This is a genomic window from Paucibacter sp. B2R-40 (assembly GCF_025717555.1).
Taxonomy (GTDB): Bacteria; Pseudomonadota; Gammaproteobacteria; order Burkholderiales; family Burkholderiaceae_C; genus Paucibacter_A.
Genome location: NZ_JAJIRP010000001.1, coordinates 604,828 through 626,801, shown reverse-complemented (window position 1 = coordinate 626,801; position 21,974 = coordinate 604,828). Strand labels below are relative to the sequence as shown.

The following is a 21,974-nucleotide window of genomic DNA, read 5'->3' as shown; positions in this document are numbered from 1 at the left end:
TGTTGGGCGGGCGGGGACAAACGTTTGAAAATTACAAAACAACAGGCCGCCATGGGATCCATGGGTGGATGGCTGCGCCGTTGGCGCGCGTGGCTGATGGCCGGTCTGCTCTGCGCCGCTGCCGCTGTCGGCTGGAAGCTGACTCACCCCACGGCCGAAGCCGCGCCGCCGCCGTCCGGCACCGTCACGCTGGCCGATGTCACGCAAACCGTGCAAGCCGCCGGCGTGCTGCAGGCCAAGTTGAAGGTGGATGTTGGCGCACAGGTCAGCGGCCAGGTGCAAAAACTGCATGTCGAATTGGGCCAGAACGTCCACAAGGGGGACCTACTGGTCAGCCTGGACCCGGAGTTGGCGCGCAGCGATGTAGCGCAGGCCGAGGCGGCCTTGGCCCAGCAGCGGGCCGCGCTGGACAGCCGGCTGATCGATCTGGCCGCCGCGCGCCGCGAGGTCGTGCGCCAGCAGCGCTTGCTGCAAGGCAGCGCCACCGCGCCGACCGAGGCTGAACGGGCCGACACCGATCTGGCCAAGTGGGAGGCCGATGTGCGCGGCCAGACCGCCACCCTGGCACGCTTGCAGGCCGATCTGGCCAAGAAGCAGGTGGCGCTGGGCTATACCCGCATCACCGCGCCGATCGACGGCACGGTGGTGAATCTGCCGGTCCAGGAGGGCCAGACCGTGATCGCGATCCAAGTGCCGCCGGTGATGATGACGCTGGCCAATCTGGACACCATTACCGTGCGCACCCGCGTACCCGAGTCCGACATCCAATCGATACGCGCCGGCCAGGCCGCACGCTTCGCCACCTTGGCCGGTGAGGATCATCGTTATGAAGGCAAGGTACGGGTGATCCAGCCAATTCCCGAACGGGCCGCCAACGCGGTCTTCTACAACGTGCTTTTCGAGGTCGAAAATCAGCAACGCAAGCTGTTCTCCGACATGACGGTGCAGGTCGACATCGTCACCGGCAAGGCACTGCAGGTGCCGACCCTGCCCATCGTCGCGCTGGGTGAGCGCGGCAATGATGGCCGCTTTGCCGTCCAGGTGCTGGACGCCGCCAACAAACAGACACCGCGCCAGGTGCGCATCGGCCTGCAAGATGGCGCCAGAGCGCAGGTGCTGGAGGGGCTCAAGCTCGGCGAGAAAGTCTTGCTGGCGCCGCCCTCGGCCGAAGCCGCAGCCTCGGCGGCCAGTGCAGCCTCGGCGTCTAAGTAATGGCGCTGATCGAGCTGATCGGCGTCGCCCGCCACTACCAGCATGGCGACATCGACGTACCGGCGCTGGACGGCATCAATCTGAGCATAGAGGCGGGCGAATATGTCGCCATCGTCGGCCAGTCGGGCTCTGGCAAAAGCACCTTGATGAATGTGCTGGGCTGCCTGGACAACCCGACCCATGGCAGCTTTCATATCGGCGGCCAAGACGCCAGCCAGCTTGGGGCCGATGAGTTGGCAGCGCTGCGGCGCGAGCGCTTCGGTTTCATCTTTCAGCGCTACCACCTCTTGCCGCATCTGGACGCACGCGGCAACGCGGCGCTGCCGGCGGTCTATGCCGGACTGGGCAATAACGCGAGATCCAAACGTGCCGAGGCGCTGCTGACGCGGCTGGGCCTGGCCGAGCGCCTGCACCACCGCCCCAATGCGCTCAGCGGCGGCCAGCAGCAGCGCGTCAGCATCGCGCGCGCCTTGATGAATGGCGGCCAGATCATCCTGGCCGATGAGCCCACCGGCGCGCTCGATTCGGCCAGCGGCGCCGAGATGCTGCGCCTGCTCGGCGAGTTGAATCAAAAGGGCCACACCATCATTCTGGTGACCCATGACCCCAGCGTCGCCGCCAATGCGCGGCGCGTGATCGAGCTCAAAGACGGCCGGGTACTGAAGGACAGCGGCACGCCCGCCGGTCACAGCTTGCCCGCCGACGCGCCCGCCGAGCTGGCCGGCACCGAGCAATCCAGCGGCTTGCGGCGCTTGCAAGTGCAGTGGCGCGAGGCGATTCTGACGGCTTGGTTGGCGCTGCGCGGCAACCGGCTGCGCACGGCGCTCAGCATGCTGGGCATCAGCATAGGCATTGCCTCGGTGGTCAGCATCCTGGCGCTGACCGATGCGGCGCGCGGTTCTATCGAGAAAGATGTGCGCGGCTTTTTGTCCGGCCGCATCCCGGTCTGGCGCGGCAACTCGAACCTGCCGCCGGGCGCCGTGGCGCGCTCGTTTCGGCCGTCTGAGCTGGACGCAATCCGCGCACTGCCCGGCGTCAAGGCCGTCAATGTGGTGCGCGAGATGGAGCTGACCGCGCGCCACCGTGCGCGCGATGTCGGCGTTACGGCGGTCGGCGCCGATGCGCAATCGCTGGCGGCGCGCAAGCTCAAGTTGGTCGAGGGCCGCTACTTCAATGAGCTCGACCAGGTCAGCCGCACTCAGACCGTGGTGATAGACGGCAAGGCCCGCAAGGCACTGTTCAAGCCGGGCCAACCCGCGCTCGGCCAGACCTTGTTGCTGAGCCCGATGGCGGCTGCGGGGCCGGCAACGGCTGAAGTACCCGGCCAGCCGGCGGCAGCCGGCGCGGCGCTGCCAATGACCGTCATCGGCGTGGTCGAGCCGGACGGCGGCGGCATCAGTCTGAACTTTTCCGGCGGCCAGGTGCTGCTGCCGCTGAGCACCTTCACGCGCAAACTGGACCCCCGGCTGGATACCGACAGCTTCAACGTGATGCTGGACTTCAGCCTGCCGCCGGCGCAAGTGCGCGAGCAAGTGATTCACCGCTTGAAGGCACTGCATGGGGTGGAGGACTTTGACAGCTGGAACGCCGACGAGGAGTTTCAAAAAATCCAGAACGTCACCGCTGCGATGGCAGCGCTGTTTGCCGGCGTTGGCGCAATCGCGCTGCTGGTCGGCGGGGTCGGCGTGATGAACATCATGCTGGTGTCGGTGTCGGAGCGCACGCGCGAAATCGGCATCCGCATGGCCGTCGGTGCCCGCCAGAGCGATGTGCGCCTGCAGTTTTTGATCGAAGCGGTGGTGCTGTGTTGCCTGGGCGGACTCGTCGGCGTGGCCTTGAGTTGGCTGGGCGCGCAAGGCATCAATGCCGTCCAGGCGAAGCTGGAGGTGCGGGTGAGTTGGACGGCCTTGGCCGTGGCCTTCGCCGTCTCCAGCGCCGTCGGTCTCCTTTTCGGCACCCTGCCGGCGCGCCGCGCCGCGGCCCTGAGCCCGGTCGATGCCCTTGCCCGCGAGTAATTCAATGCAAAACCATAAACCGGGCTTGACCGTTCTCGCCATCTTGATGGCCTTGGTCGGCTGCAGCACGCCGCCACAGCCGCCCGCCCAAGTCAGCGACCTGCCCACCCGCTGGTTGGCCGCTCCGGCCGAGGCCGATTTGGCCCTCAGCGTCGTGCCCTGGCTGGCGCCCGAGCTGACCGCGCTGCAGCAGCAGGCGCTGGTGGCCAACCGCGATATCGCCAAGGCCGCGCTGCGCTGGCAGCAGGCCAAGCTGAACGCCGCGCAGGCCGATCTGCGCCTGCAACCCAGCCTCAGCCTGAGCAGCAATAGCGGCCGGCCGCTGGACCGCGGCAGCGACTGGCAGCGCAGCTTCGGCCTGACCGGCGGCGTGGCCTATGAGGTCGACCTCTGGGGCCGGCTGGCCGATGCCGACGCTGCCCAATTGGCGCAGGCCGACAGCGCACGCACCGACATCGCCGCCGCCAAGGCGCTGATACTGAGCCAGGTCGCCGAGCGCTACTGGACCTTGGCCGCCAACGCCGCGCAACAACCGCTGATCGCAGAGGCGGCGCGCCATGCCGAGGAGGCACTGCAAATCACCAGCCTGCGAGTGCGCGAAGGCAAGATGCTGCCGATCGAGGTCGACAAAGCGGCCGCGACGCTGCAAGCGGCGCAAGTGCGACTCAGCGATTTGCAAGCCGACCGCCAGCTGCAAAGCATGCAGCTGGCTCTGCTGCTGGACCAGCCGCCGCCCGGCCCGCTGCTGCAAGAGCCGCAAGTGCCGCCGCAGGCTCCGCCGGCCTGGCGCTTGGACGCGCCGGCCAAGCTGCTGGCCGGCCGGCCCGATGTGCAGCGTGCCCGGCTGGCCGTCGACGCGGCGTTGGCGCGGCTGCGTGTGGCGCAGGCCGAGCGCTATCCGCGCCTGAGCTTCAGCGCCACGGCCTCCAGCGGCGGCGGCAGCGAATGGTATGACTGGCTCAAGCAGCCGGTGGCCTCACTGGCCGCCAGCCTGACCGTGCCCCTGATCGACTGGCGGCGCCTAGAGTTGAGCCAAGCCGGCGCCCAAAGCGAGCTGGAGATCGCCGCGCTGAGCCTGCGCGATACGCTGTACAAGAGTCTGACCGAAGTCGAATCTCAGTTGATCGAACGCGAGCGCCTGCAGCAGCAGTACCGCGCCACCGAGCTGCGCCTGCGCGAAGCCCGCCAAGCCGAACAGTTAGCCGAGCTGCGCATGCAGGTCGGCAGCATCGCCCGTATCGACTGGCTGCAAGCCCGCGATGCCCGCCTGACGGTCGAAGGCGACCTGCTGCAACTGCAGCTGCGCCGCTGGCTCAATCATGCGGGCATGTTCAAGGTCTTGGGAATCGAGCTTTGGAGCGACGGCGCTTTGTAGACGGCGGGCATTAAGATAGGCGAGCAAGACTTGACCCCTCGCTCGGATCTTTTGCCTACCAATCAAAATCTGCCATGGGCGCACAGCCAAGCTCCCGCCTTTCCCACGACGATGGCGACGATGACGACGATCGCACCGTGATTCGGCCGGGCTTGGGTGCGGCAGACCCGGACGCCACCGTGGTCCGGCCCCCGCCCTCGCCTCAGCCTGCTGCGGGCCTGCCATCGGCCCCGCCCAGATTGCCGCCGCTGCCGAAAGGGCACGCGATTGCCTTGCCGATCGGCTTTCGCTTGCATGAGTACCGCATCGACGCGGTGCTCGGTCAGGGCGGCTTCGGCATCACCTATCTGGCCACCGATGTGCATCTGGACGCGCTCACCGCCGTCAAGGAATACCTGCCCGAGGAGATTGCCTTTCGTTCTTCGACCCGCCATGTCTCGCCGAATGCCAGCGTGCACCGAGAGCGCTATCAACAGGGGTTGGAGAGTTTTCTGGTCGAGGCGCGCACGCTGGCGAGTTTTCGCCATCCGAATATCGTGCGCGTGGCACGCTTTTTCGAGGCCCATGACACCGCCTATATGGTGCTGGAGTACGAGCGCGGCGAGTCGTTGAAGAGTTGGTGGCCGCGCCACCAGACGCTGGGTGAACGCAAATTGGCGCGGCTGCTGCTGCCCTTGCTGGACGGGCTCTCGGTGGTGCACGCGGCCGGCTTTTTGCACCGTGATATCAAACCCGACAACCTGCAATTGCGCAAGGCGGACGGCCGCCTGGTGCTGCTGGACTTCGGCTCGGCGGGCCGCACGTTGACGCTCAAGGATCAGGACGCGGTGGTGGTCACGCCCGGCTATGCGCCGATCGAGCAATATGGCCTCGGCGAGCAAGGCCCTTGGACCGATATCTACGCGCTGGGCGCCACGCTGTACTGGATGATCAGCGGCAAGCGGCCGCCGGATGCCGAGCAGCGCTGGGTCCAGGCGCAGGCGCAGGTGCAGTTGAAGGGCGGCCGGCCTTTGATGCCATCGGCCGAGGAGCTTGGGCGCGGGCGTTTCAGCGAGAGTTTTTTGCAGGCGGTGGACTGGGCGCTGACGCCGGACCCGAACGGCCGGCCGCGCGATGTGGCCGAATGGCAGGCCAGGCTGTTTGCCGGCGAGTTGCATTCGCTCAGCTTGCGCGATGCCTTGCGCTCCGGGGAAGTCTTGCAGGGCGGCAAGGAGGCCGCGCAGGCCTTGGTTCAAGGCCCGCGTCAGGGACTGTTGCGCTTGCGGCGCGGCCTGCAGCGCCTGCTCAACCCCGCCGCTTGGCCGCTGGCCGTCAAAATTGCGCTGGCCATGGTGGTGACGGCCTTGGCGCCGATGTTGATCACCGGCCTCTACAACCTGAACAGCAGTCTGGACGCCGTCTCCGCCAGCGAGCTGCGCAATCTGGAGTTGCTCGCGCGCAGCACGGCGGGGCGCATGGCGCAGCTGATAGGCGATAGCCAGCATTTGGCCCGCTCGCTCGGCACCGATGAGGATTTCGAGCGCTTTCTGAATAGACCCGATGACAAGCAAGAACAAGCACTGACACGCAAGCTGGGGCGGTTGGCTGCGGCTAACCGCGACATTCATCTGATCATGGTCTTGGACAAGCAAGGCGACGTGCGCGTCACCAGTGAGCCGCTGCTGACGGGGCGAAACTTTGCATTCCGTGAGTATTTCAAATCGGCGCTGCGCGGCCAGCCTTTTGCGACCGGCATCGTGGTTGGCGCGGCGGCGGGCGCGCCGGGCATGTTCTACGCCGAGCCGGTGTTCAATCAAAGCCGCGAGGTCATCGGTGTGGTGGTGCTGCGCCTGCACGCCGCCAGCTTCGGCCGCATCCTCGCCGAGGTGCAAGACGGCGAGCGCCGCGTCGGCATGCTGATAGACGGCGACGGCATCGTGATCCAACACCCGCGCGCCGAGCTGCTTTACCGCAGCCTGCAGCCGCTGAGCGCCGGCGTGCTGGCCGAAATTCAGGCCGACCAGCGCTTCCGGCGCGACCGCATTGAAAGCCTGGACATGCCCTTGCTGGCAAAGGCCATTGCCGGGCGCACGATGGGCCATGTGGAGCTGAGCCGAGGCCTCAGTGAGCGCGCCGAGATTGCCGGTTTTGCGCCAGTGCAGGGACATGACTGGACTGTCGTCGTCAGTGAAGACCGTGCGCTTTTCGAGGCGCCGCTGCAGCGCTTGTTTGTCCATCTCTCGCTCAGCGTGCTGCTGATCGGGCTGCTGTTTCTGGGCCTGGCCTTGCTGTTTGCACGCGGCATCGTGCGGCCCATCCATGCGCTGACGCGGGCGGCCGAGGCCTTGCAGCAGGGCGACTTCGACCGCGCTACCGTGACGGTCAAGTCGCAGGATGAAATTGGCCGGCTGGCACGCACCTTCAATGTGATGATCGATGTGCTGCGGCAACGCGAACGTGAGCGCGAGCAAGAGCCGAAATCGGGGGGCGGCGATGCGGCTTGAAAGCTCTGAGCGTCGCCAAGAATTGCAAGCTTGGCAGACATGGACCTCGGCCGCGCGAGCGCTGGACGAGCGCTTTGCCGGCTGCTATCGGCTTGGGAGTTTTGACTATCAGCAGCCCCTAACGCTGCAGTCCGGCGTGCCGCGGCGGCTGCGCCGCCCGTACAGCACGCCGGTGTTCTACACCGACTGGGGCCCACGCGAGGCTCCCGTGCTGCTGTGCTGCGGCGGGGTTGCCAACACCGCCATGCGTTTCAGCTTTCTGGCCGCCGATCTCGCCCGTGATCCACAGCAGCCCTGGCGTGTGATCTGCATGGACTGGTTGGGGCGCGGCCGCTCCGGCTGGCTGGCCGACGAGCAGGAGTACCGGCGCGCCACTTATGTCGAACAGTTGCGGCAGATGATTGCGCATCTGGGCGGTGGGCCGCTGGCCTTGCTTGGTTCTTCGATGGGCGGCTCGGTTGCGATGGAGTTGGCAGCGCGCGATGCCGGTCTGATCAGCCGGCTCATTCTCAATGATGTCGGGCCGCATATGCCGCGGGCGCGGCGCCAATACCGCGCCGAGACCTTGGCGCGCTTTTATGTCTTTCGCTCGCCTGAGGACATCATGCGGCGGGTCGGTGCGGCGCAAAAGAATGATGGCCCGGCCAGTGATGAAGTTCGCCAATTCCTGGCCTGGCACCAGACCCGCTGGTCAGACGAGAACAACGGCCGCATCTACCGGGTCGACCCACGCGCCATGCAAGCCTACCGCACCGAGGCCGCGCAAGCGCTGGACCAATGGGACAGCTTTCGCCGCCTGCAATGCCCTGTGTTGCTGCTGCACGGCATGGAATCGGATGCCTTGCGGGCCGCCACTCTAGGCCGCATGCAGCGCTTGCAAGAACTGAGCCTAGCGCATATCCCCGCCACCGGCCACACGCCTTTGCTGTCGGACCGCTCGCAGATCCACGCCATCGCTGCATGGCTGCGGGGCGAGCTGCCGGGGCCATGCGAGTTTTCGATTCCGTTCGCCAAGCCCCGCGTGGCTGGCTAAGGCGCCGCTCGCTTAAGCTGGACAAACAAATGCAGAACAAGACTGATCTGGCTTCACAAACGACAGCGCGGGCGCAACTGCCCGCCGCCATCTGGATGCTGGGCTTCGTCAGCCTCTTGATGGATGTCTCGTCCGAGATGATCCACAGCCTGTTGCCGCTGTTCATGGTCGGCAGCCTGGGTGCCTCGGCCTTCACGGTCGGGCTGATCGAGGGTGCGGCCGAGGCCACGGCCTTGATCGTCAAGGTCTTCTCAGGGGTATTGAGTGACTATCTGGGGCGCCGCAAGGGCTTGGCCTTATTGGGTTACGGCCTGGGGGCGGCGACCAAGCCCGTCTTTGCGCTGGCCAGTGGCGTTGGCTGGATCGTCGCGGCAAGGCTGACCGACCGGGTCGGCAAAGGCATTCGCGGCGCGCCGCGCGACGCGCTGGTGGCAGATCTGGCGCCGCCGGCGTTGCGCGGCGCCGCTTTTGGCTTGCGGCAGTCGCTGGACTCGATCGGCGCGGTGCTGGGGCCGCTGTTGGCGGTGGGCCTGATGCTGCTGTGGGCGAATGACTTTCGGGCGGTGTTCTGGGTGGCGGTGATTCCCGGTGTGATGGCGGTCGCCTTGCTGGCTTTTGGCGTCCACGAGCCCAAGGCCGTCGCAAGCGAGAAGCGCCACAACCCGATCAGCCGGGCCAATCTGCGCCAGCTCACGCCGGCTTATTGGTGGGTGGTGGCGATCGGTGGCTTGTTCACGCTGGCGCGCTTCAGCGAGGCGTTCTTGGTGCTGCGGGCGCAGCAGAGCGGCTTGTCCTTGGCGCTGATCCCCTTGGTGATGGTGGCGATGAATCTGGTCTATGCGGCCAGCGCCTATCCGTTCGGCAAGTTGGCGGACCGCATCAGTCACAAGGCGCTCTTGGGTCTGGGCTTGTTGGTTTTGCTGGCGGCGGATTTGCTGCTGGCCAGCAGCACGCAGCTAGCGGCCTTGCTCGGCGGCGTGCTGCTCTGGGGCGTGCACATGGGACTGACCCAAGGCCTGCTGGCCACCATGGTGGCCGATACCGCGCCGGCCCATTTGCGCGGCACGGCCTATGGTTTTTTCAATCTGCTCAGCGGCGTCGCCATGTTGCTGGCCAGCGCGCTGGCCGGACTGCTGTGGGACGGCTGGGGCGCCGAGGCGACGTTTTATGCCGGCGCCGGCTTGTGCCTGCTGACGCTGCTGGCTTTGCTTTTGAGGCGCCCGGCGGCAAAGCCTGCCTAGCCAGCCAAGGGCAGCGCTGAACTTATTGCGGCCCGCGGTGCAGCATCAAGCCGGCCAAGGCGCAAACCATAGGTTCTTGTTGCGCGGAAGGCAGGCGCTCATGCAGCCAGACCGTGCCGGGGAAGCTCAGACCCAGCGCGGCCACCGCGCCTTTCGGACCGTCCACCCGGTAGCCATAAAAAGGCTCATCGGCGGGGATCAAACGGCCTTGTTCGCCATAACGCCCAACCCGGTAGGCCTGCCCGTCTATGCTGATGGACAAGCTCAGCGAGGTCGAGCTGCTGTGACCCTGCCGCGACTGATCGCCGGCGATGCTGAGCATCGCTTCGGGCTGATTGCTGCCTCTGCACACGCAGCTGAACAGGCTGCGTGCCTGCTCTTGGTCGGCACCATGGGCCGATTTGCTGACCCCCTGAGAGCGGCTTTCGCAGCGTCCCAGCAACTCGGTCTGGCCGGTCGGCCCGCCCACGACACGGTAGTTGAAGCCACTGCGTTTGTTCTCCGTCTTGACACCGTTGACGGTGGTCGAGCTGGCCGAGCTGCCCGACTTGCCTTCGATGCCGGTGACGCGGTAGGGGCCCAGATTGAAGGACTCATCCACCAGCAGACCGGTCAAGCGGCTGCGGTTTGCCGCAGGCAGCACTTGGCTCTGGCCGGCAAAGTCTTGCGGCGTGACCAAGGGTGCGGTCGTCGAGCAGGCCGTCAACAAAGCGAGCAGCGCGCCGGCAGCAAGCAGCTTGTGGGGCTTGGCAGTGTTCTTCATTTTGGGAACTCACAAAAGCGGGGCAATAGGTGGGCAAGGGTGGGCACGGATGGGCACTGTAGCGGCCACAACTGGAAGACCAAGCGCCCATGCGGGAAGTATCGAAAAACGCTGCCGCAGGGGGCAAAAACTGGGCCGCTCATGGCCCTGTGTTAAGAAGCAGGCCCGCCAGCGCACAGTTCATCGCGGCTCTTTGCGAAGCCGGCAGCGTCTGGTGCAGCCACACTTGACCGGGCGAAAACAGACCCACAGCGGCCGCCGGGCCTGCCGACCCATCAAAGCGGAAACCGACAAAGGCGCGGCCATCGCTCATGGTCTCGCCGCGGTGGTCAAAGGGGCTGGCCTTGAAGCTCTGGCCATTGATCGTCAGCTTGATCCGCTCGGGCAACCAGGCGTCCTCGATTTGCCAACTGGAAGCGCTGGCCATCTCCAGTTCGGCGTGCGATTCTTGCCCTTGGCAGTCACATTTCAGCCCGAAGCTGGCTTGCAGCGGGATCTGGTTGCCCCATAGCGGCAGCCGGGTTTCGCCCTCTTTGCGCTCGCAGCGCCCAAGCAGCCGCTCATCCCCGCCCTGCAGCACATAGGAAAAGCCGGTGGATGTCTTGCCCCAGCTGAGCGGCCCGAGACTGAAGCTGGTGTCGCTGCTCAAGACATCGCGCCTGACCTCGGCCACTTGGTAGGGGCCCAGACCAAACGATTCGTCTGCGAACAAGCCGCTGGCGGCGCTGCGATGGCCCGCTGCCCAGCTCTCGCTTTGCCCTTCGAAGCCTTGTGGTGCGGTCATGGCAATCGGCGCCACGCTGCCGCAGGCGCTCAGCAAGAAAACGGCGGCCGCTGAAGCCGCTGCAGAGGAGGCCCAGCTCATCTGGGTGGGGCGTTGTGGGCGTGTTTTCATCTGGGGCGCGGCTCATTGCGAACTGGAGATGGCGCCATCCTAGGGTCGACCCTGCGCTTGTAGCGGGGCCGTCTGGTGAGTCGCAGCAACTGCTGCCGACGGTAGCGTTTGCCGCTACCTTGGGGCGACGCCGGTCGCATCCTCGCGCACCCCATGACGCATTCAAGACCAGCCTGCCGACACAAGGACGCAACAAAAATGCTGGATGATTGCTTTGCTGCGCTGCACAATAATACGCACAAATCTCAAATTTCCCGCTGGCCGCAAGACAGGAGTCCCGATGTTCAATCAGACCTTTTTCGCCGCCATGGCCCCGACTTGGGCCGAGCAACTGCCTTTGAAGCATGCGCTAACTTACTGGATTGACGCTTGTCAGCGGTCGGTGCTGACGCTGGATGTGCTGCGCGAGCGCGGCAATGTCTACGCCGAGCACGCCAAGTCCGGCAAGCCGCCGGTGCTGGTGTTTGACTTTGAGACGGTCATGGACGCACGCGACTTCGACTTGCCCGCCAACTACGCGCTGGTGCGCATCACGCCGCCGCCCGAAATGCCGACCGACCCGGCCAAACGTCCTTTTGTCGTCATTGACCCGCGCGCCGGCCATGGCCCCGGCATCGGCGGCTTCAAGCCTGACAGCGAGATCGGCATCGCGCTACAGGCCGGCCACCCTTGCTATTTTTTCAGCTTCTTCCCCGAGCCGATGCCGGGTCAGACCATCGAAGCGGTGGCGCGCGCCGAGCTGAAGTTTCTTGAACATGTGGGCGCACTGCACCCGGATGCGAACGCCAAGCCCTTTGTGATCGGCAACTGCCAGGGCGGCTGGGCCTTGATGTTGCTGGCGGCCGCGCAGCCCGAGGCGGTCGGGCCGATTTTGCTGGCCGGCGCGCCGGTGTCTTACTGGGCCGGCGTCGAGGGCAAGCACCCGATGCGTTATTCGGGCGGGCTGATGGGCGGCTCTTGGCTGGCTTCCTTGACCGGCGATCTTGGCAATGGCAAGTTCGACGGCGCGCATCTGGTCAGCAACTTCGAGAAGCTCAACCCTGCCAACACCTACTGGAGCAAGCTCTACAACCTGTACGCGCAGGTCGACACCGAACGCGAGCGGTTTCTGGACTTCGAGCGCTGGTGGGGTGGGCATTACCTGATGAACAAGGCCGAGATGGACTGGATCGTGCAGAACCTGTTCGTCGGCAACCGGCTCGCGCGCGGCGGCGTGCAAACAGCCGATGGTGCGGTGCAGATCGATCTGCGCAAGATCCGCGCACCCATCATCGTGTTCGCGTCCTGGGGCGACAACATCACGCCGCCCCAGCAGGCGCTGAACTGGATTGCCGACCTCTACGCCGACGCCAGCGAGATCCGCGCCAATGAGCAGACCATCGTCTACTGCCTGCATGAGAAGGTCGGCCATCTAGGCATCTTTGTGTCCGCCGGCGTGGCCAAAAAGGAAACCACCGAAATCGCCGCCGCGCTGGACCTGATCGACATGCTGCCGCCGGGTTTGTATGAAATGACCATCGAAGACACGGCCCCCGGCATGAGCCATCTGGAACTGACCGACGGGCGCTATTTGTCGACCTTCCACCCGCGCGAGGTCAGCGATATTTTGGCGCTGGACGATGGCCGCGAGGACGAAGAAGCCTTTGATGTGGCGCGTCGCGTGGCCGAAATCAACCAGGCCAATTACGACAAATTTCTCTCGCCGGTGGTGCGGGCCGTGGCCAACGAGCCCAGCGCCAAGCTGGCGCGCAAGCTCAACCCGGCGCGCATGGAGCGCTGGTTGGTATCCGACAAGAACCCAGCGTTGTGGCCGGTCAAGGCCGTCGCGAACGCCGTGCGTCAGCAGCGACGACCTGTCGCCCCGGACAACCCCTTTGTACTGGCCGAGCAAGCCGGTTCGGCCTGGATCGAGCAGACGCTCAACAGCTACCGCGACGCGCGCGACGCCGTGCAGGAGCAGTTGTTCCTGAGCATCTACAACTCGCCACTGCTGGCAGCCGCTTTGCCGGGCGCTGAGCCCGAGCATGAGCGTGCCGCCCAGCCCATCGATACGCAGCTGTCCGACACGGCCTGCATCGAGCAAGGCAGCGCGCTCGATGCAGGCATGCGCATGTTGATTCACATCGCCTCGGACGGCTCCGGCATCGACGAGCGTCCGCTGCGCATGATGCAGCAGCTGCTGCAAGAAGCCCATGCCGCCGGCGAGACCTCGCTGACGCTGGCCGATCTGAAACGCTCGGCCAAAACCCAGCAGCGCGCTTTGCTGCTCGACCGCAAGCGCGCGCTGGCCGCGCTGCCGCGCTTGCTGCCCGAGCCCAATCAAGCGCGCAGCGCCTTTGCCTTGGTGCAAAGAATTGCCAACGCCCAAGGACCGCTGAGCGAGGCGCATGCGCAGCGCTTGGCCGAGATCGAACTGGCACTCAACTTGGCGCCCTTGACAGCGAGCGCCGCAGCCACAGGAGCACAGGACCATGAGTGAACTCAAGCCGGGAGAAAAGTATGAGCGCCTGATTGCCGCCGTCAAAGACCTGCCGCCGGCGCTGACCGCCGTGGCCCATCCGGTCGATGCGGCCTCCTTGGCCGGCGCGATCGACGCGGCACGGCTCGGGCTGATCACGCCCATCCTGGTCGGGCCACGCGAGCGCATCGAGGCGGCCGCACGCGCCGCCGATCTGGACATCTCTCCTTACGAAATTGTCGACGCACCGTTCAGCCACGCTTCCGCCGAGCTGGCCGTGGCTCTATTGCGTGAGGGCCGCGCCGAGCTGCTGATGAAAGGCAGCCTGCATACCGACGAGTTGATGGCCGCCGTCGTCAAGCGCGACAGCGGCCTGCGCACCGAGCGACGCATCAGCCATTGCTTCGTGATGGATGTGCCGCGGCACGCCAGCGCGCTCTTCATCACCGACGCGGCCATCAATATCGCGCCGACGCTGCAGGACAAGGTGCACATCGTGCAAAACGCGATCGAGCTGGCCCATGCGCTGGGTATCGCCTGCCCCAAGGTGGCGATTTTGTCGGCGATGGAAACCGTCAACCCGAACGTGCCCTCCACCATCGAAGCGGCCGCGCTGTGCAAGATGGCCGATCGCGGCCAGATCACTGGCGGCCTGCTCGATGGCCCCTTGGCGCTGGACAACGCGATCAGCCCCGAGGCTGCTGCGATCAAGAAGATCGGCGGCCCGGTCGCCGGCAATGCCGACATCCTGGTGGTGCCGAATCTGGACGCCGGCAATATGCTGGCCAAGAGCCTGTCCTTTCTTGCCGAATCCGACGCCGCTGGCATCGTGCTGGGCGCGCGCGTGCCCATCATCCTGACCAGCCGCGCCGATTCGCTGCTCACCCGGCTGGCCTCCTGCGCGGTGGCGGTGCTGCTGGCGCGGCACAACAAGGCCATCCAAGCCGAGCAGGCCAAGGTGACGCCATGAGCCTGCCCCACGGCAGCAGCCACGACGCGCTGCTGGTACTCAACGCCGGCTCTTCAAGCCTGAAGTTCAGCGTCTACCGGGTCGATGCCGACGAGCAACTGCATCTGCTGGCCAGCGGCGCCATCGAGGAGCTGGGGCATGCCGCGCATTTCTGGGCCAAGAACGCCGCTGGCGAGCTGCTCGGTGAGCAGCGTTGGCCCGGCCCGGCGCCCGCTCCTGCACCGGGCCCCCTGGGGCACAGCGGCGCGATCGACTTCCTGACCGAATGGCTGCGCGAGCATAACGGGGGCGGCATGCGTTTGATCGGCGTCGGTCACCGGGTCGTGCATGGTGGCCTCACACATGCCGCGCCGGAACTCGTCACCCCTGAACTGCTCAGTTATTTGCAGTCGCTGTTGCCGCTGGCGCCGCTGCATCAACCGCACAACCTGTTGGCGATTCGCCTGATCGCGCAGCGCCTGCCTGGCCTGCCACAAGTGGCCTGCTTCGACACCGCCTTTCACCGCACGGCGCCGGCGGTCTCGCAGGCCTTTGCGCTGCCGCAGTCGATCACCGCCAAGGGCGTGCGGCGTTATGGTTTTCATGGCCTGAGCTATGAGTACATTGCCGGCGAGTTGCCGGCCTATGACGCACGGGCTGCTGCCGGCAAGACCGTCGTGCTGCATCTGGGCAATGGCGCCAGCATGTGCGCGCTGCAAAACAGCAAGAGCATCGCCAGCTCGATGGGCTTCACCGCTGTGGACGGCTTGATGATGGGCAGCCGCTGCGGCAGTCTCGACCCCGGCGTGCTGCTCTACTTGATGGACGAGCTGAAGATGGACGCACGCGCGGTGGAGCGCCTGCTCTACAAGGAGTCGGGCCTGCTCGGCGTGTCCGGCATTTCCAGCGATATGCGCGCCTTGAGCGAGAGCCATGACCCGCGTGCGGTCGAGGCAATCGAGTTGTTTGTCTACCGCATCAGTCGGGAGTTAGGCTCGCTGGCCGCCGCCCTGGGCGGGCTGGACGCCATCGTCTTCACCGCCGGCATCGGCGAGCACAGCGCACCGGTGCGCGCGGCCATCTGCCGCGCCGCCGCCTGGCTCGGCGTCGAGCTGGACGAAGCCGCCAATCTGGCCGGTGGCCCGCGCATCAGCACAACAGGCAGCCGTTGCGCTGCCTGGGTCATCCCGACCAATGAAGAGCTCACCATCGCGCGCCACTGTTTGGCGCTGCTGAGTCACCAAGAGGAATGCATCGATGAATAGCAGCACGCATGAACCGGCCGGCATCAACCAGCCGCTGGCCGGCAAAAAGGCCTTGATCGTTGGCATCGCCAACGAGGCCTCGATCGCCTGGGGTTGCGCCCAGGCCTTCAAGGAACTGGGCGCCGAGGTCGCTGTGACCTATCTGAACGAGAAGGCGCGCCCACATGTCGAGCCGCTGGCGCGTGCCATCGAGGCGCCGCTATGCCTGCCGCTGGACGTCACCCAGCCGGGTCAGCTGGAAGCCGCATTCGAGCAAATTGAAGCGCGCTGGGGCAAGCTCGACATCGTGCTGCATTCGATCGCTTTTGCACCCAAGGAGGACTTGCAAGGCGGTCTGCTGAGCTGCTCGGCCGAGGGCTTTGGCAAGGCGATGGATGTGTCTTGCCACTCCTTCATCCGCATGGCCAAGCTGGCCGCGCCCTTGATGACGGACGGCGGCTCGATGTTCGCGATGAGCTATCACGGCGCCAACAAGGTCGTGCCGAACTACAACGTGATGGGCCCGGTCAAGGCGGCGCTGGAAGCGGCCTGCCGTTACCTGGCCTTCGAGTTGGGCCACCAAGGCATCCGTGTGCACGCGATCTCGCCCGGCCCGTTGAAGACCCGCGCCGCCTCGGGCCTGAAGGACTTTGAGGCCTTGCTGCATGAGGCAGAAAAGCGCGCGCCGCTGGGCGAACTGGTGGACATCATGGACGTCGGCTACGCCTGCGCCTATATGGCCACGCGCTATGCGCGCCACATCTCGGGCAACACCGTCTATATCGATGGTGGGGCCAATATCATGGCCTGAGAGGAAAAGCCAGCTGAGGCGGGCTTGTGGATCACGAAGGCCCAGGGACGCTAGGGCTGGAACAGGCGATGCCTCAAATTGCCCGCCGCCGGCGTACCAGCAAGGCGCCAGCCAATGCAAGCAAGGTCAGGCCCAATGTTTGCGGTTCTGGCAGGGCAGCCGTGGCGTCGTCAGCAGTGCGAACAGCCAGGGCGTGAAAGCCATTGAGCTTGTCGCTGCGGTTCTGCCAGCCGAAGTAGGTATTGAATGACCATGCGGCAAAAGTTGAGGTGTACTCCGTCCCGGACCAATAGGTATCGTTCTGGACGTTCTTGAACAAAGCCAGATTGGCTTTTTCCACGTCGCTATCCCCGCCTTGCTCCAGAATAGTTTCACCCGCCTTGCCGCCCAGCACCTCGTAAAACAGATGCCCCATTTCGCTGCTCTTGCAGCCGTAAAGATAGCCGGCGGCGCCGGAGCAGGGCGACGAAGCCGCGAAGCTGGTGCTAGGTAGGCGCCAATCATTGTGGCCGGCGTACTTCGCTGCGTTCAGCTTTGCGATCCATGCCACGGCATCGGCCCAAATCATCAGGCCATCAGCATCGTCGCCACGCGATGCAGCCAGATTCCAATCAGAAACCCAGACCAGTTTCGTGCTGCTGTCCAAGACTTGCTTGTCATCCAGCTTGGTCAGCATCGTCGGCCCGGCCTGCGCCGCGGCGGCCACCAGGGCCAATGCCCCCAGCATTGCGGCGGCACTCAAAGTCTTGTTCAAGTTTTTCATGGTCTCATCCCTTTTCCATATCTTTGGACCTTCAGCTTGTTTTCAAAAATGGACAAGCGATGCCAAGCTGAGGGAAAGTGTAGTTATGGGTCATCTTGCCCTACCCCCCTGCTTGAGGGGTATTGGACATATGTTTACCCCAGTGCAAGCCATTTCTCGACTGGTTTGGTCGGCGCCAGGGGCTCGCAATACCGATCGAACTTGACCGGGCTTTCACTTTGACGGGGCGCATACGACCATGCAATGACCGGTTGACGTCAGGAGGCTTTAGCGCAGGCGCTCCCTCAAGATCCAGAGAAGCTCATCACCCCACATAAGCTCAGTTGTTCTCCGTATATCGAGCCACTGCGCCAGGCCGCACAATGCCGCTACCACTCATTTTCAACACGGTGGCCTGACCCGGGCCATCTGGACACGCGCATGAAGCTCAACTTGTCGACTCCCCGCACGGCCACCGCCGCTGCCGCTCTCAGCCTGGCCGCCCTGTTCTGTCAAACCCCCCAGGCTTTTGCGGCCGCGGCCACGGCCGCCTCCAGCGCCAGCGTCGCCTGGCAAGAGGCCAGCGCCGACGCCGATATTGAAAAGGCCTTCGCCCAGGCCCGCGCCGAGAAGAAGCCGGTGCTGCTGTACTGGGGCGCCAAATGGTGCCCGCCCTGCAATCAACTGAAGGCGACGCTGTTCAACCGCCAGGACTTCATCGAGCAGACCCAGGCCATCGTGCCGGTGCATATCGACGGCGACTCGCCCGGCGCGCAAAAGCTCGGCACCCGCTTCAAGGTGCGCGGCTACCCGACCATGATTCTGTTCAGCGCCGACGGCCGAGAGATCACCCGCCTGCCGGGCGAGATCGACGCACCACAGGTGATCAAGGTCTTGCAACTGGGTCTGGCCGGCGGCCGCCCCGTCGGCGATGTTCTGGCCGATGCCAAGGCCGGCAAGAAGCTGAGCGCCAACGAATGGCGCTTGCTGGGCTTTTATTCCTGGGAAACCGGTGAGTCGCAGTTGGTGCCCGCCGCCGAACTGCCAGCCTTGCTGGCACAACTGGCTGTGGCCTCGCAAGGCGTTGACGCCGAAACGACGACGCGGCTGTGGCTGAAGGCCTTGAGCGCGAACGACGAAGGCAAAGGCCTGAAGCCCGACGCCAAACTGGCAGAGCTGGTACGCGGCGTGCTGGCCAGCCCGGCCGAGGCGCGTGCGCAGATGGATGTGCTGACCAACGGCGCGGCCGACATCGTCAAGACGCTCACGCCCGAAGCCGGTGCAGCCCGAACCAAGCTGCTGGGCGAGTTCGAAGTCGCGCTCAAACGCCTGGAGGCCGACACCGGCTTGTCACGTGCCGACCGCCTCGGCGCCCTGGGTGCACGCCTGGACCTGGCGCGCCTGGACACGGCCAAGACCGAGCTGCACCCCAAGCTCAGCCCGAGCCTGGTCAAAGAAGTCAAGGAAGCCGCGGCCAAGGCCGACCGCGAAATCACCGACGGCTACGAGCGCCAAGCGGTGATCAGTTCGGCCGCCTATCTGCTGGGCCAGGCGGGCCAGTGGAAAGACAGCGACGACTTGCTCAAGACCAGCCTCGCCAAGAGCCACTCGCCCTACTACCTGATGAGCCAACTCGGCGGCAATGCCAAGAAGCAGGGCCGCAAGGATGAAGCGCTGCGCTGGTATGAAGAGAGCTACAACAAGAGCGAAGGCCCGGCCACCCGCCTGCAATGGGGCTCGGGCTATATGGCCGCGCTGACCGAGTTGGCACCGCAAGACGCCGCCCGCATCGAGAAGACTGCCGCGCAACTGTTCAGCGAAGCCGCGCAGGACAAGGGTTCTTTTTATGAACGCAGCGCCCGCTCGCTGCAAAAAGTCGGCGGCTCGCTGGTCAAGTGGAATGCCGACGGCAAGCATGACGCCAGCATCGCCCGCTTGAAGACGCAGTTGGACGGCATCTGCGGCAAGGTCGACGCCGCCGACAAGCAGCGCGCGACTTGCGAGGGTCTGCTGAAGGCGCCGGGCAAAAAAGCCTGATGGCCTGATGGCAAGTAGCGGGCAGCGGCGAAAAATAATTTTCGCCAAGCTGCATCCAAATTAGAACGGTCGGCGTACCCGCTTGGAGAGTCATTTCGCCTTGCCCAAGTTTCGATTGGGCGGGCAAGATCTCCGACTGGACACGCTATGAAAACTCAGACAAAACCGGCTCGACCCAGGCGAACACAGCCCCGGCCGTCACAACTTGCCGTCACAATGGCGTGGCAATGGACTTTTTCGCCTTGCCCCGGCTGGCGCCTAAAGCGCCCCGGGAAACACCTTGCCGGGTAACTGCAATGGTTTACTTCGCTGGCCCGGCTGAACCGCCGGCCTCCGTGGGCATCGAGCCCTTTGAGATCGATGAGCTGACCGACGCGCAAGACAGTGATGCCTTGTCGGAAGATGGGCATGCCGACACCGACTTGGCGCCTCTGCGCGCCATGCCGAGCGCGGACGAGCCGGCTTTGCAGGCCTGGCTGGCGCGCATCGTGCACCAGGACGAAGCGGCTTTGGATTCGCTCTACCGCGCCTGCGTGGGACGCGTCTATGGCCTGGCCCTGCGCATCGTGCGCAACCCTGCCATTGCCGAAGAAGTCACCGAAGACTGCTTTTGGCAGGTGTGGCGCCAAGCGCCCCGCTTCGATGCGCAGCGCGGCAGCGCCTTGGCTTGGCTGCTGACGATTGCACGCAGCCGTGCCCTCGACGCCTTGCGCGCGCGACGCCGGGTCTTGGCCAACACCGTGTCGGCCGATGCGCTGGGCGAGGCGATGGACGCACTGGCCGAGCACAGCGATGGCGGCTGCGATGGCGGTCATGGCGATCCGCATGATCTGCTGGCAGCGGTGCAAACCAATCAGCAGCTGCACCAAGCTTTGGCACAACTGGACGCCGTGCCGCGGCAATTGGTGGCGCTGGCCTTCTTCAAGGGGCTGACCCACGAAGAGATCGCCAGCCAAATCGACCTGCCTTTGGGCACGGTCAAGTCCCATCTGCGCCGCGCTATGTTGGCCCTGCGCAAATGCTTGGGACCGCAAACGTCCACTGCTTGATGCTCAGCAATCATTAACATGAACAAAAACTCACGACCCCATTCCGATCTGACTGCTGCCTTGGCCCTGGAGCCGCGCACTTTGCCCGGCGTGGCGCCCGCAGCAGGCCTGGGCCTGCTGCCGACGCTGGCCGTCGAATTTGCGCCCATCGAACCCCCATCGACGATGGCCGGCGCGCTGCGCCAAAGGCTGCTGGCGCGTGCGGCGCAAAGCGCTGCCGCCAATTTGGGCTTGACCACTCGCCGCCTCGCCGACGCCGTCTGGCAAGACCTGGCCCCAGGCGTACGGGTCTGCGGCCAGCACAAGGACGAACTCAGCCAGAGCAGCTTGATTCAATTGGCCCCTGGTACCCGTTGGGCCCCGGGAGCGGGCGCGGGCGCCCTGCATGGCCCGGACGCTGCCGTGCATGAAATCCTGGTTCTCAGCGGCGAGTTGAGGCTGGATGTAGCTGCGCTGGGCACACCGACCTTGGCCGCTCAAGATTACCAATTGATCGGTCTGGCCAATCCCTGGCCGGCCGACTCAAGCTTGAGTTCCACGACCGGCGCCCTGCTCTACTGGCGCAGCAGCAAAGCCGGCCTATCGGATGACTTGGCTGATTTGGCGGCCAACGAGTTCGGCCAAACCGCAGCCTCACACCGGGTCGTCGCCGACGCGCAGGGCTGGCAGCCTTTGCGCCAAGGCGTGGAGATCAAGCCGCTGCATATGGTGGGCGAGCGCATTTCGATGCTGGTGCGCTTCCAGCCCGGGGCCACAGTGCCTGCGCACCCGCATGAGCTGGGCGAAGAATGCCTGATGCTGGAAGGTGATTTGTTCCTGAGTGATGTGCTGCTGCGCGCGGGCGAGTTCCAGTTCGCCCCGGCCGGCACCGGCCATGAGGGGCTTCTTTCGGACGTCGGCTGCTTGCTGTATTTCTGTGGCGCAATCGATCCCGCTGCGGCCGACCCGGAGATGCGAGCCGGTTATTGACCAGCCAGCGCGCTGAGTCCAAGTTCGGTGAACTCAGCTTTGCACCACGGTCCAATGTTTGGGTTTGCTGCTGCGGCAATTGAGTTGCGCGGCCATGCCCCGCGCACCTGCCTCCATCACCGCGAAATGGCTCCACTTGAACAAGAGGCGCAGCAGCGGCGCGGCCACGCGCATCCAGCGCCGGCCTAACTCGACTTCATAACGGTAAGTGATATCAACCTGCTGCGCCGCGACAGCGTCAGAAGAGCAAGGCACCGGGTCCAGGACCCACAAACCCTGACCCAGCAAATCACCGCTGGACTGGCCTTCGATCTCGCAATGGCCGTCTGCCGCACGCTCCCGCCGGGTATTGAGCACATCAATGGTGAAGCGATAACCGAGTGGGCTGCGCCAGGTCAGCGCCGCACGCGTGCCCGCTTCGCCGACCGGCGCACGCTGCAGCAGGCGCACCCGACACACATGCGGCCACCACTTGGGCCAGCCCTCCAGATCCGTCAGCAGCTCCCAGACCGGCTGGCTGGTGCAAGTCATGCGCCAGCGACTGATCAGGACAAAGCGGGCCGCTGCGCTGGGGGAATATCGTCGATGTTGAGAAAGCATGCAATGAATACGCCGCACCGGGCTGTTTGGATCAGGTCAGCGACTCTAAAGATCAAGCGGGCAGATCCACCAAAAAAGAAGGGCGCCGCAAGCGATTG

The 21,974-nt window shown here is 65.1% G+C and carries 17 protein-coding genes; 13 read left to right on the top strand and 4 right to left on the bottom strand.

Translation table 11 applies throughout. The annotated features are described in order from the left end of the window. The first annotated feature begins 51 nt into the window (after positions 1-51). The 6 genes from LNV09_RS02775 to LNV09_RS02750 all read left to right on the top strand — a co-directional run bounded on the left by LNV09_RS02775 (position 52) and on the right by LNV09_RS02750 (position 9,359). Positions 52-1,212, top strand: coding sequence for an efflux RND transporter periplasmic adaptor subunit (locus tag LNV09_RS02775; RefSeq protein ID WP_263555538.1), 1,161 nt, complete (start codon positions 52-54; stop codon positions 1,210-1,212). Then, a complete protein-coding gene (locus tag LNV09_RS02770; protein WP_263555537.1) occupies positions 1,212-3,227 on the top strand; it encodes an ATP-binding cassette domain-containing protein in 2,016 nt (671 codons plus the stop codon). Before LNV09_RS02775 ends, LNV09_RS02770 begins: the two co-directional genes overlap by 1 nt. Positions 3,228-3,231: 4 nt before the next feature. Further along, positions 3,232-4,602 carry a TolC family protein gene (locus LNV09_RS02765; RefSeq protein WP_263555536.1) on the top strand — a complete coding sequence of 457 codons (1,371 nt, stop codon included), beginning with the start codon at positions 3,232-3,234 and terminating at the stop codon, positions 4,600-4,602. Between the two features lie 74 nt (positions 4,603-4,676). Beyond that, positions 4,677-7,085 (top strand): protein kinase domain-containing protein, encoded by a 2,409-nt coding sequence (locus tag LNV09_RS02760; RefSeq protein ID WP_263555535.1) that lies wholly within the window; start codon positions 4,677-4,679, stop codon positions 7,083-7,085. Further along, complete coding sequence (locus tag LNV09_RS02755; protein WP_263555534.1) at positions 7,075-8,118, top strand: alpha/beta fold hydrolase; 1,044 nt, start codon at positions 7,075-7,077, stop codon at positions 8,116-8,118. Before LNV09_RS02760 ends, LNV09_RS02755 begins: the two co-directional genes overlap by 11 nt. Before the next feature lie 29 nt (positions 8,119-8,147). Then, positions 8,148-9,359 (top strand): MFS transporter, encoded by a 1,212-nt coding sequence (locus LNV09_RS02750; protein WP_263555533.1) that lies wholly within the window; start codon positions 8,148-8,150, stop codon positions 9,357-9,359. A 22-nt stretch (positions 9,360-9,381) separates the two neighbouring features. Here the strand turns inward: LNV09_RS02750 and LNV09_RS02745 are convergent, their stop codons facing one another. Both LNV09_RS02745 and LNV09_RS02740 read right to left on the bottom strand, forming a co-directional pair. After that, positions 9,382-10,122, bottom strand: a complete 741-nt coding sequence (locus LNV09_RS02745; protein ID WP_263555532.1) for a hypothetical protein — start codon at positions 10,120-10,122, stop codon at positions 9,382-9,384. A gap of 139 nt (positions 10,123-10,261) precedes the next feature. Then, positions 10,262-11,017, bottom strand: a complete 756-nt coding sequence (locus LNV09_RS02740; RefSeq protein WP_263555531.1) for a hypothetical protein — start codon at positions 11,015-11,017, stop codon at positions 10,262-10,264. A 280-nt stretch (positions 11,018-11,297) separates the two neighbouring features. Here LNV09_RS02740 and LNV09_RS02735 point away from each other — a divergent pair, with 280 nt between their 5' ends. The 4 genes from LNV09_RS02735 to fabI are packed head-to-tail and all read left to right on the top strand — an operon-like array spanning position 11,298 to position 16,479. Beyond that, the gene (locus LNV09_RS02735) at positions 11,298-13,496 is read left to right on the top strand and encodes a DUF3141 domain-containing protein (protein ID WP_263555530.1); all 2,199 of its coding nucleotides are present in this window, start codon (positions 11,298-11,300) and stop codon (positions 13,494-13,496) included. Beyond that, positions 13,489-14,445 (top strand): phosphate acetyltransferase, encoded by a 957-nt coding sequence (locus LNV09_RS02730; protein WP_263555529.1) that lies wholly within the window; start codon positions 13,489-13,491, stop codon positions 14,443-14,445. Before LNV09_RS02735 ends, LNV09_RS02730 begins: the two co-directional genes overlap by 8 nt. Continuing rightward, on the top strand, positions 14,442-15,689 hold the full coding sequence (locus tag LNV09_RS02725; RefSeq protein ID WP_263555528.1) for an acetate/propionate family kinase: 1,248 nt from the start codon (positions 14,442-14,444) through the stop codon (positions 15,687-15,689). Before LNV09_RS02730 ends, LNV09_RS02725 begins: the two co-directional genes overlap by 4 nt. Further along, positions 15,682-16,479: an enoyl-ACP reductase FabI gene (fabI, locus tag LNV09_RS02720; RefSeq protein WP_263555527.1), complete on the top strand. Its 798-nt coding sequence runs from the start codon at positions 15,682-15,684 to the stop codon at positions 16,477-16,479. Before LNV09_RS02725 ends, fabI begins: the two co-directional genes overlap by 8 nt. 73 nt (positions 16,480-16,552) lie before the next feature. On the opposite strand, the gene LNV09_RS02715 is transcribed toward fabI, so the two are convergent. Further along, complete coding sequence (locus LNV09_RS02715) at positions 16,553-17,242, bottom strand: Lcl C-terminal domain-containing protein (RefSeq protein WP_263555526.1); 690 nt, start codon at positions 17,240-17,242, stop codon at positions 16,553-16,555. A 420-nt stretch (positions 17,243-17,662) separates the two neighbouring features. Here LNV09_RS02715 and LNV09_RS02710 point away from each other — a divergent pair, with 420 nt between their 5' ends. The 3 genes from LNV09_RS02710 to LNV09_RS02700 all read left to right on the top strand — a co-directional run bounded on the left by LNV09_RS02710 (position 17,663) and on the right by LNV09_RS02700 (position 21,276). Further along, positions 17,663-19,258: a thioredoxin family protein gene (locus LNV09_RS02710; RefSeq protein ID WP_263555525.1), complete on the top strand. Its 1,596-nt coding sequence runs from the start codon at positions 17,663-17,665 to the stop codon at positions 19,256-19,258. A gap of 296 nt (positions 19,259-19,554) precedes the next feature. Next, positions 19,555-20,307, top strand: a complete 753-nt coding sequence (locus tag LNV09_RS02705) for a sigma-70 family RNA polymerase sigma factor (protein WP_263555524.1) — start codon at positions 19,555-19,557, stop codon at positions 20,305-20,307. A gap of 18 nt (positions 20,308-20,325) precedes the next feature. After that, positions 20,326-21,276 carry a cupin domain-containing protein gene (locus LNV09_RS02700; RefSeq protein WP_263555523.1) on the top strand — a complete coding sequence of 317 codons (951 nt, stop codon included), beginning with the start codon at positions 20,326-20,328 and terminating at the stop codon, positions 21,274-21,276. Positions 21,277-21,309: 33 nt separating this feature from the next. Here LNV09_RS02700 and LNV09_RS02695 read toward each other — a convergent pair whose 3' ends face one another. Continuing rightward, entirely contained in the window at positions 21,310-21,807 is a 498-nt protein-coding gene (locus LNV09_RS02695) for an SRPBCC family protein (protein WP_263555522.1), read from the bottom strand. Positions 21,808-21,974: the final 167 nt, after the last annotated feature.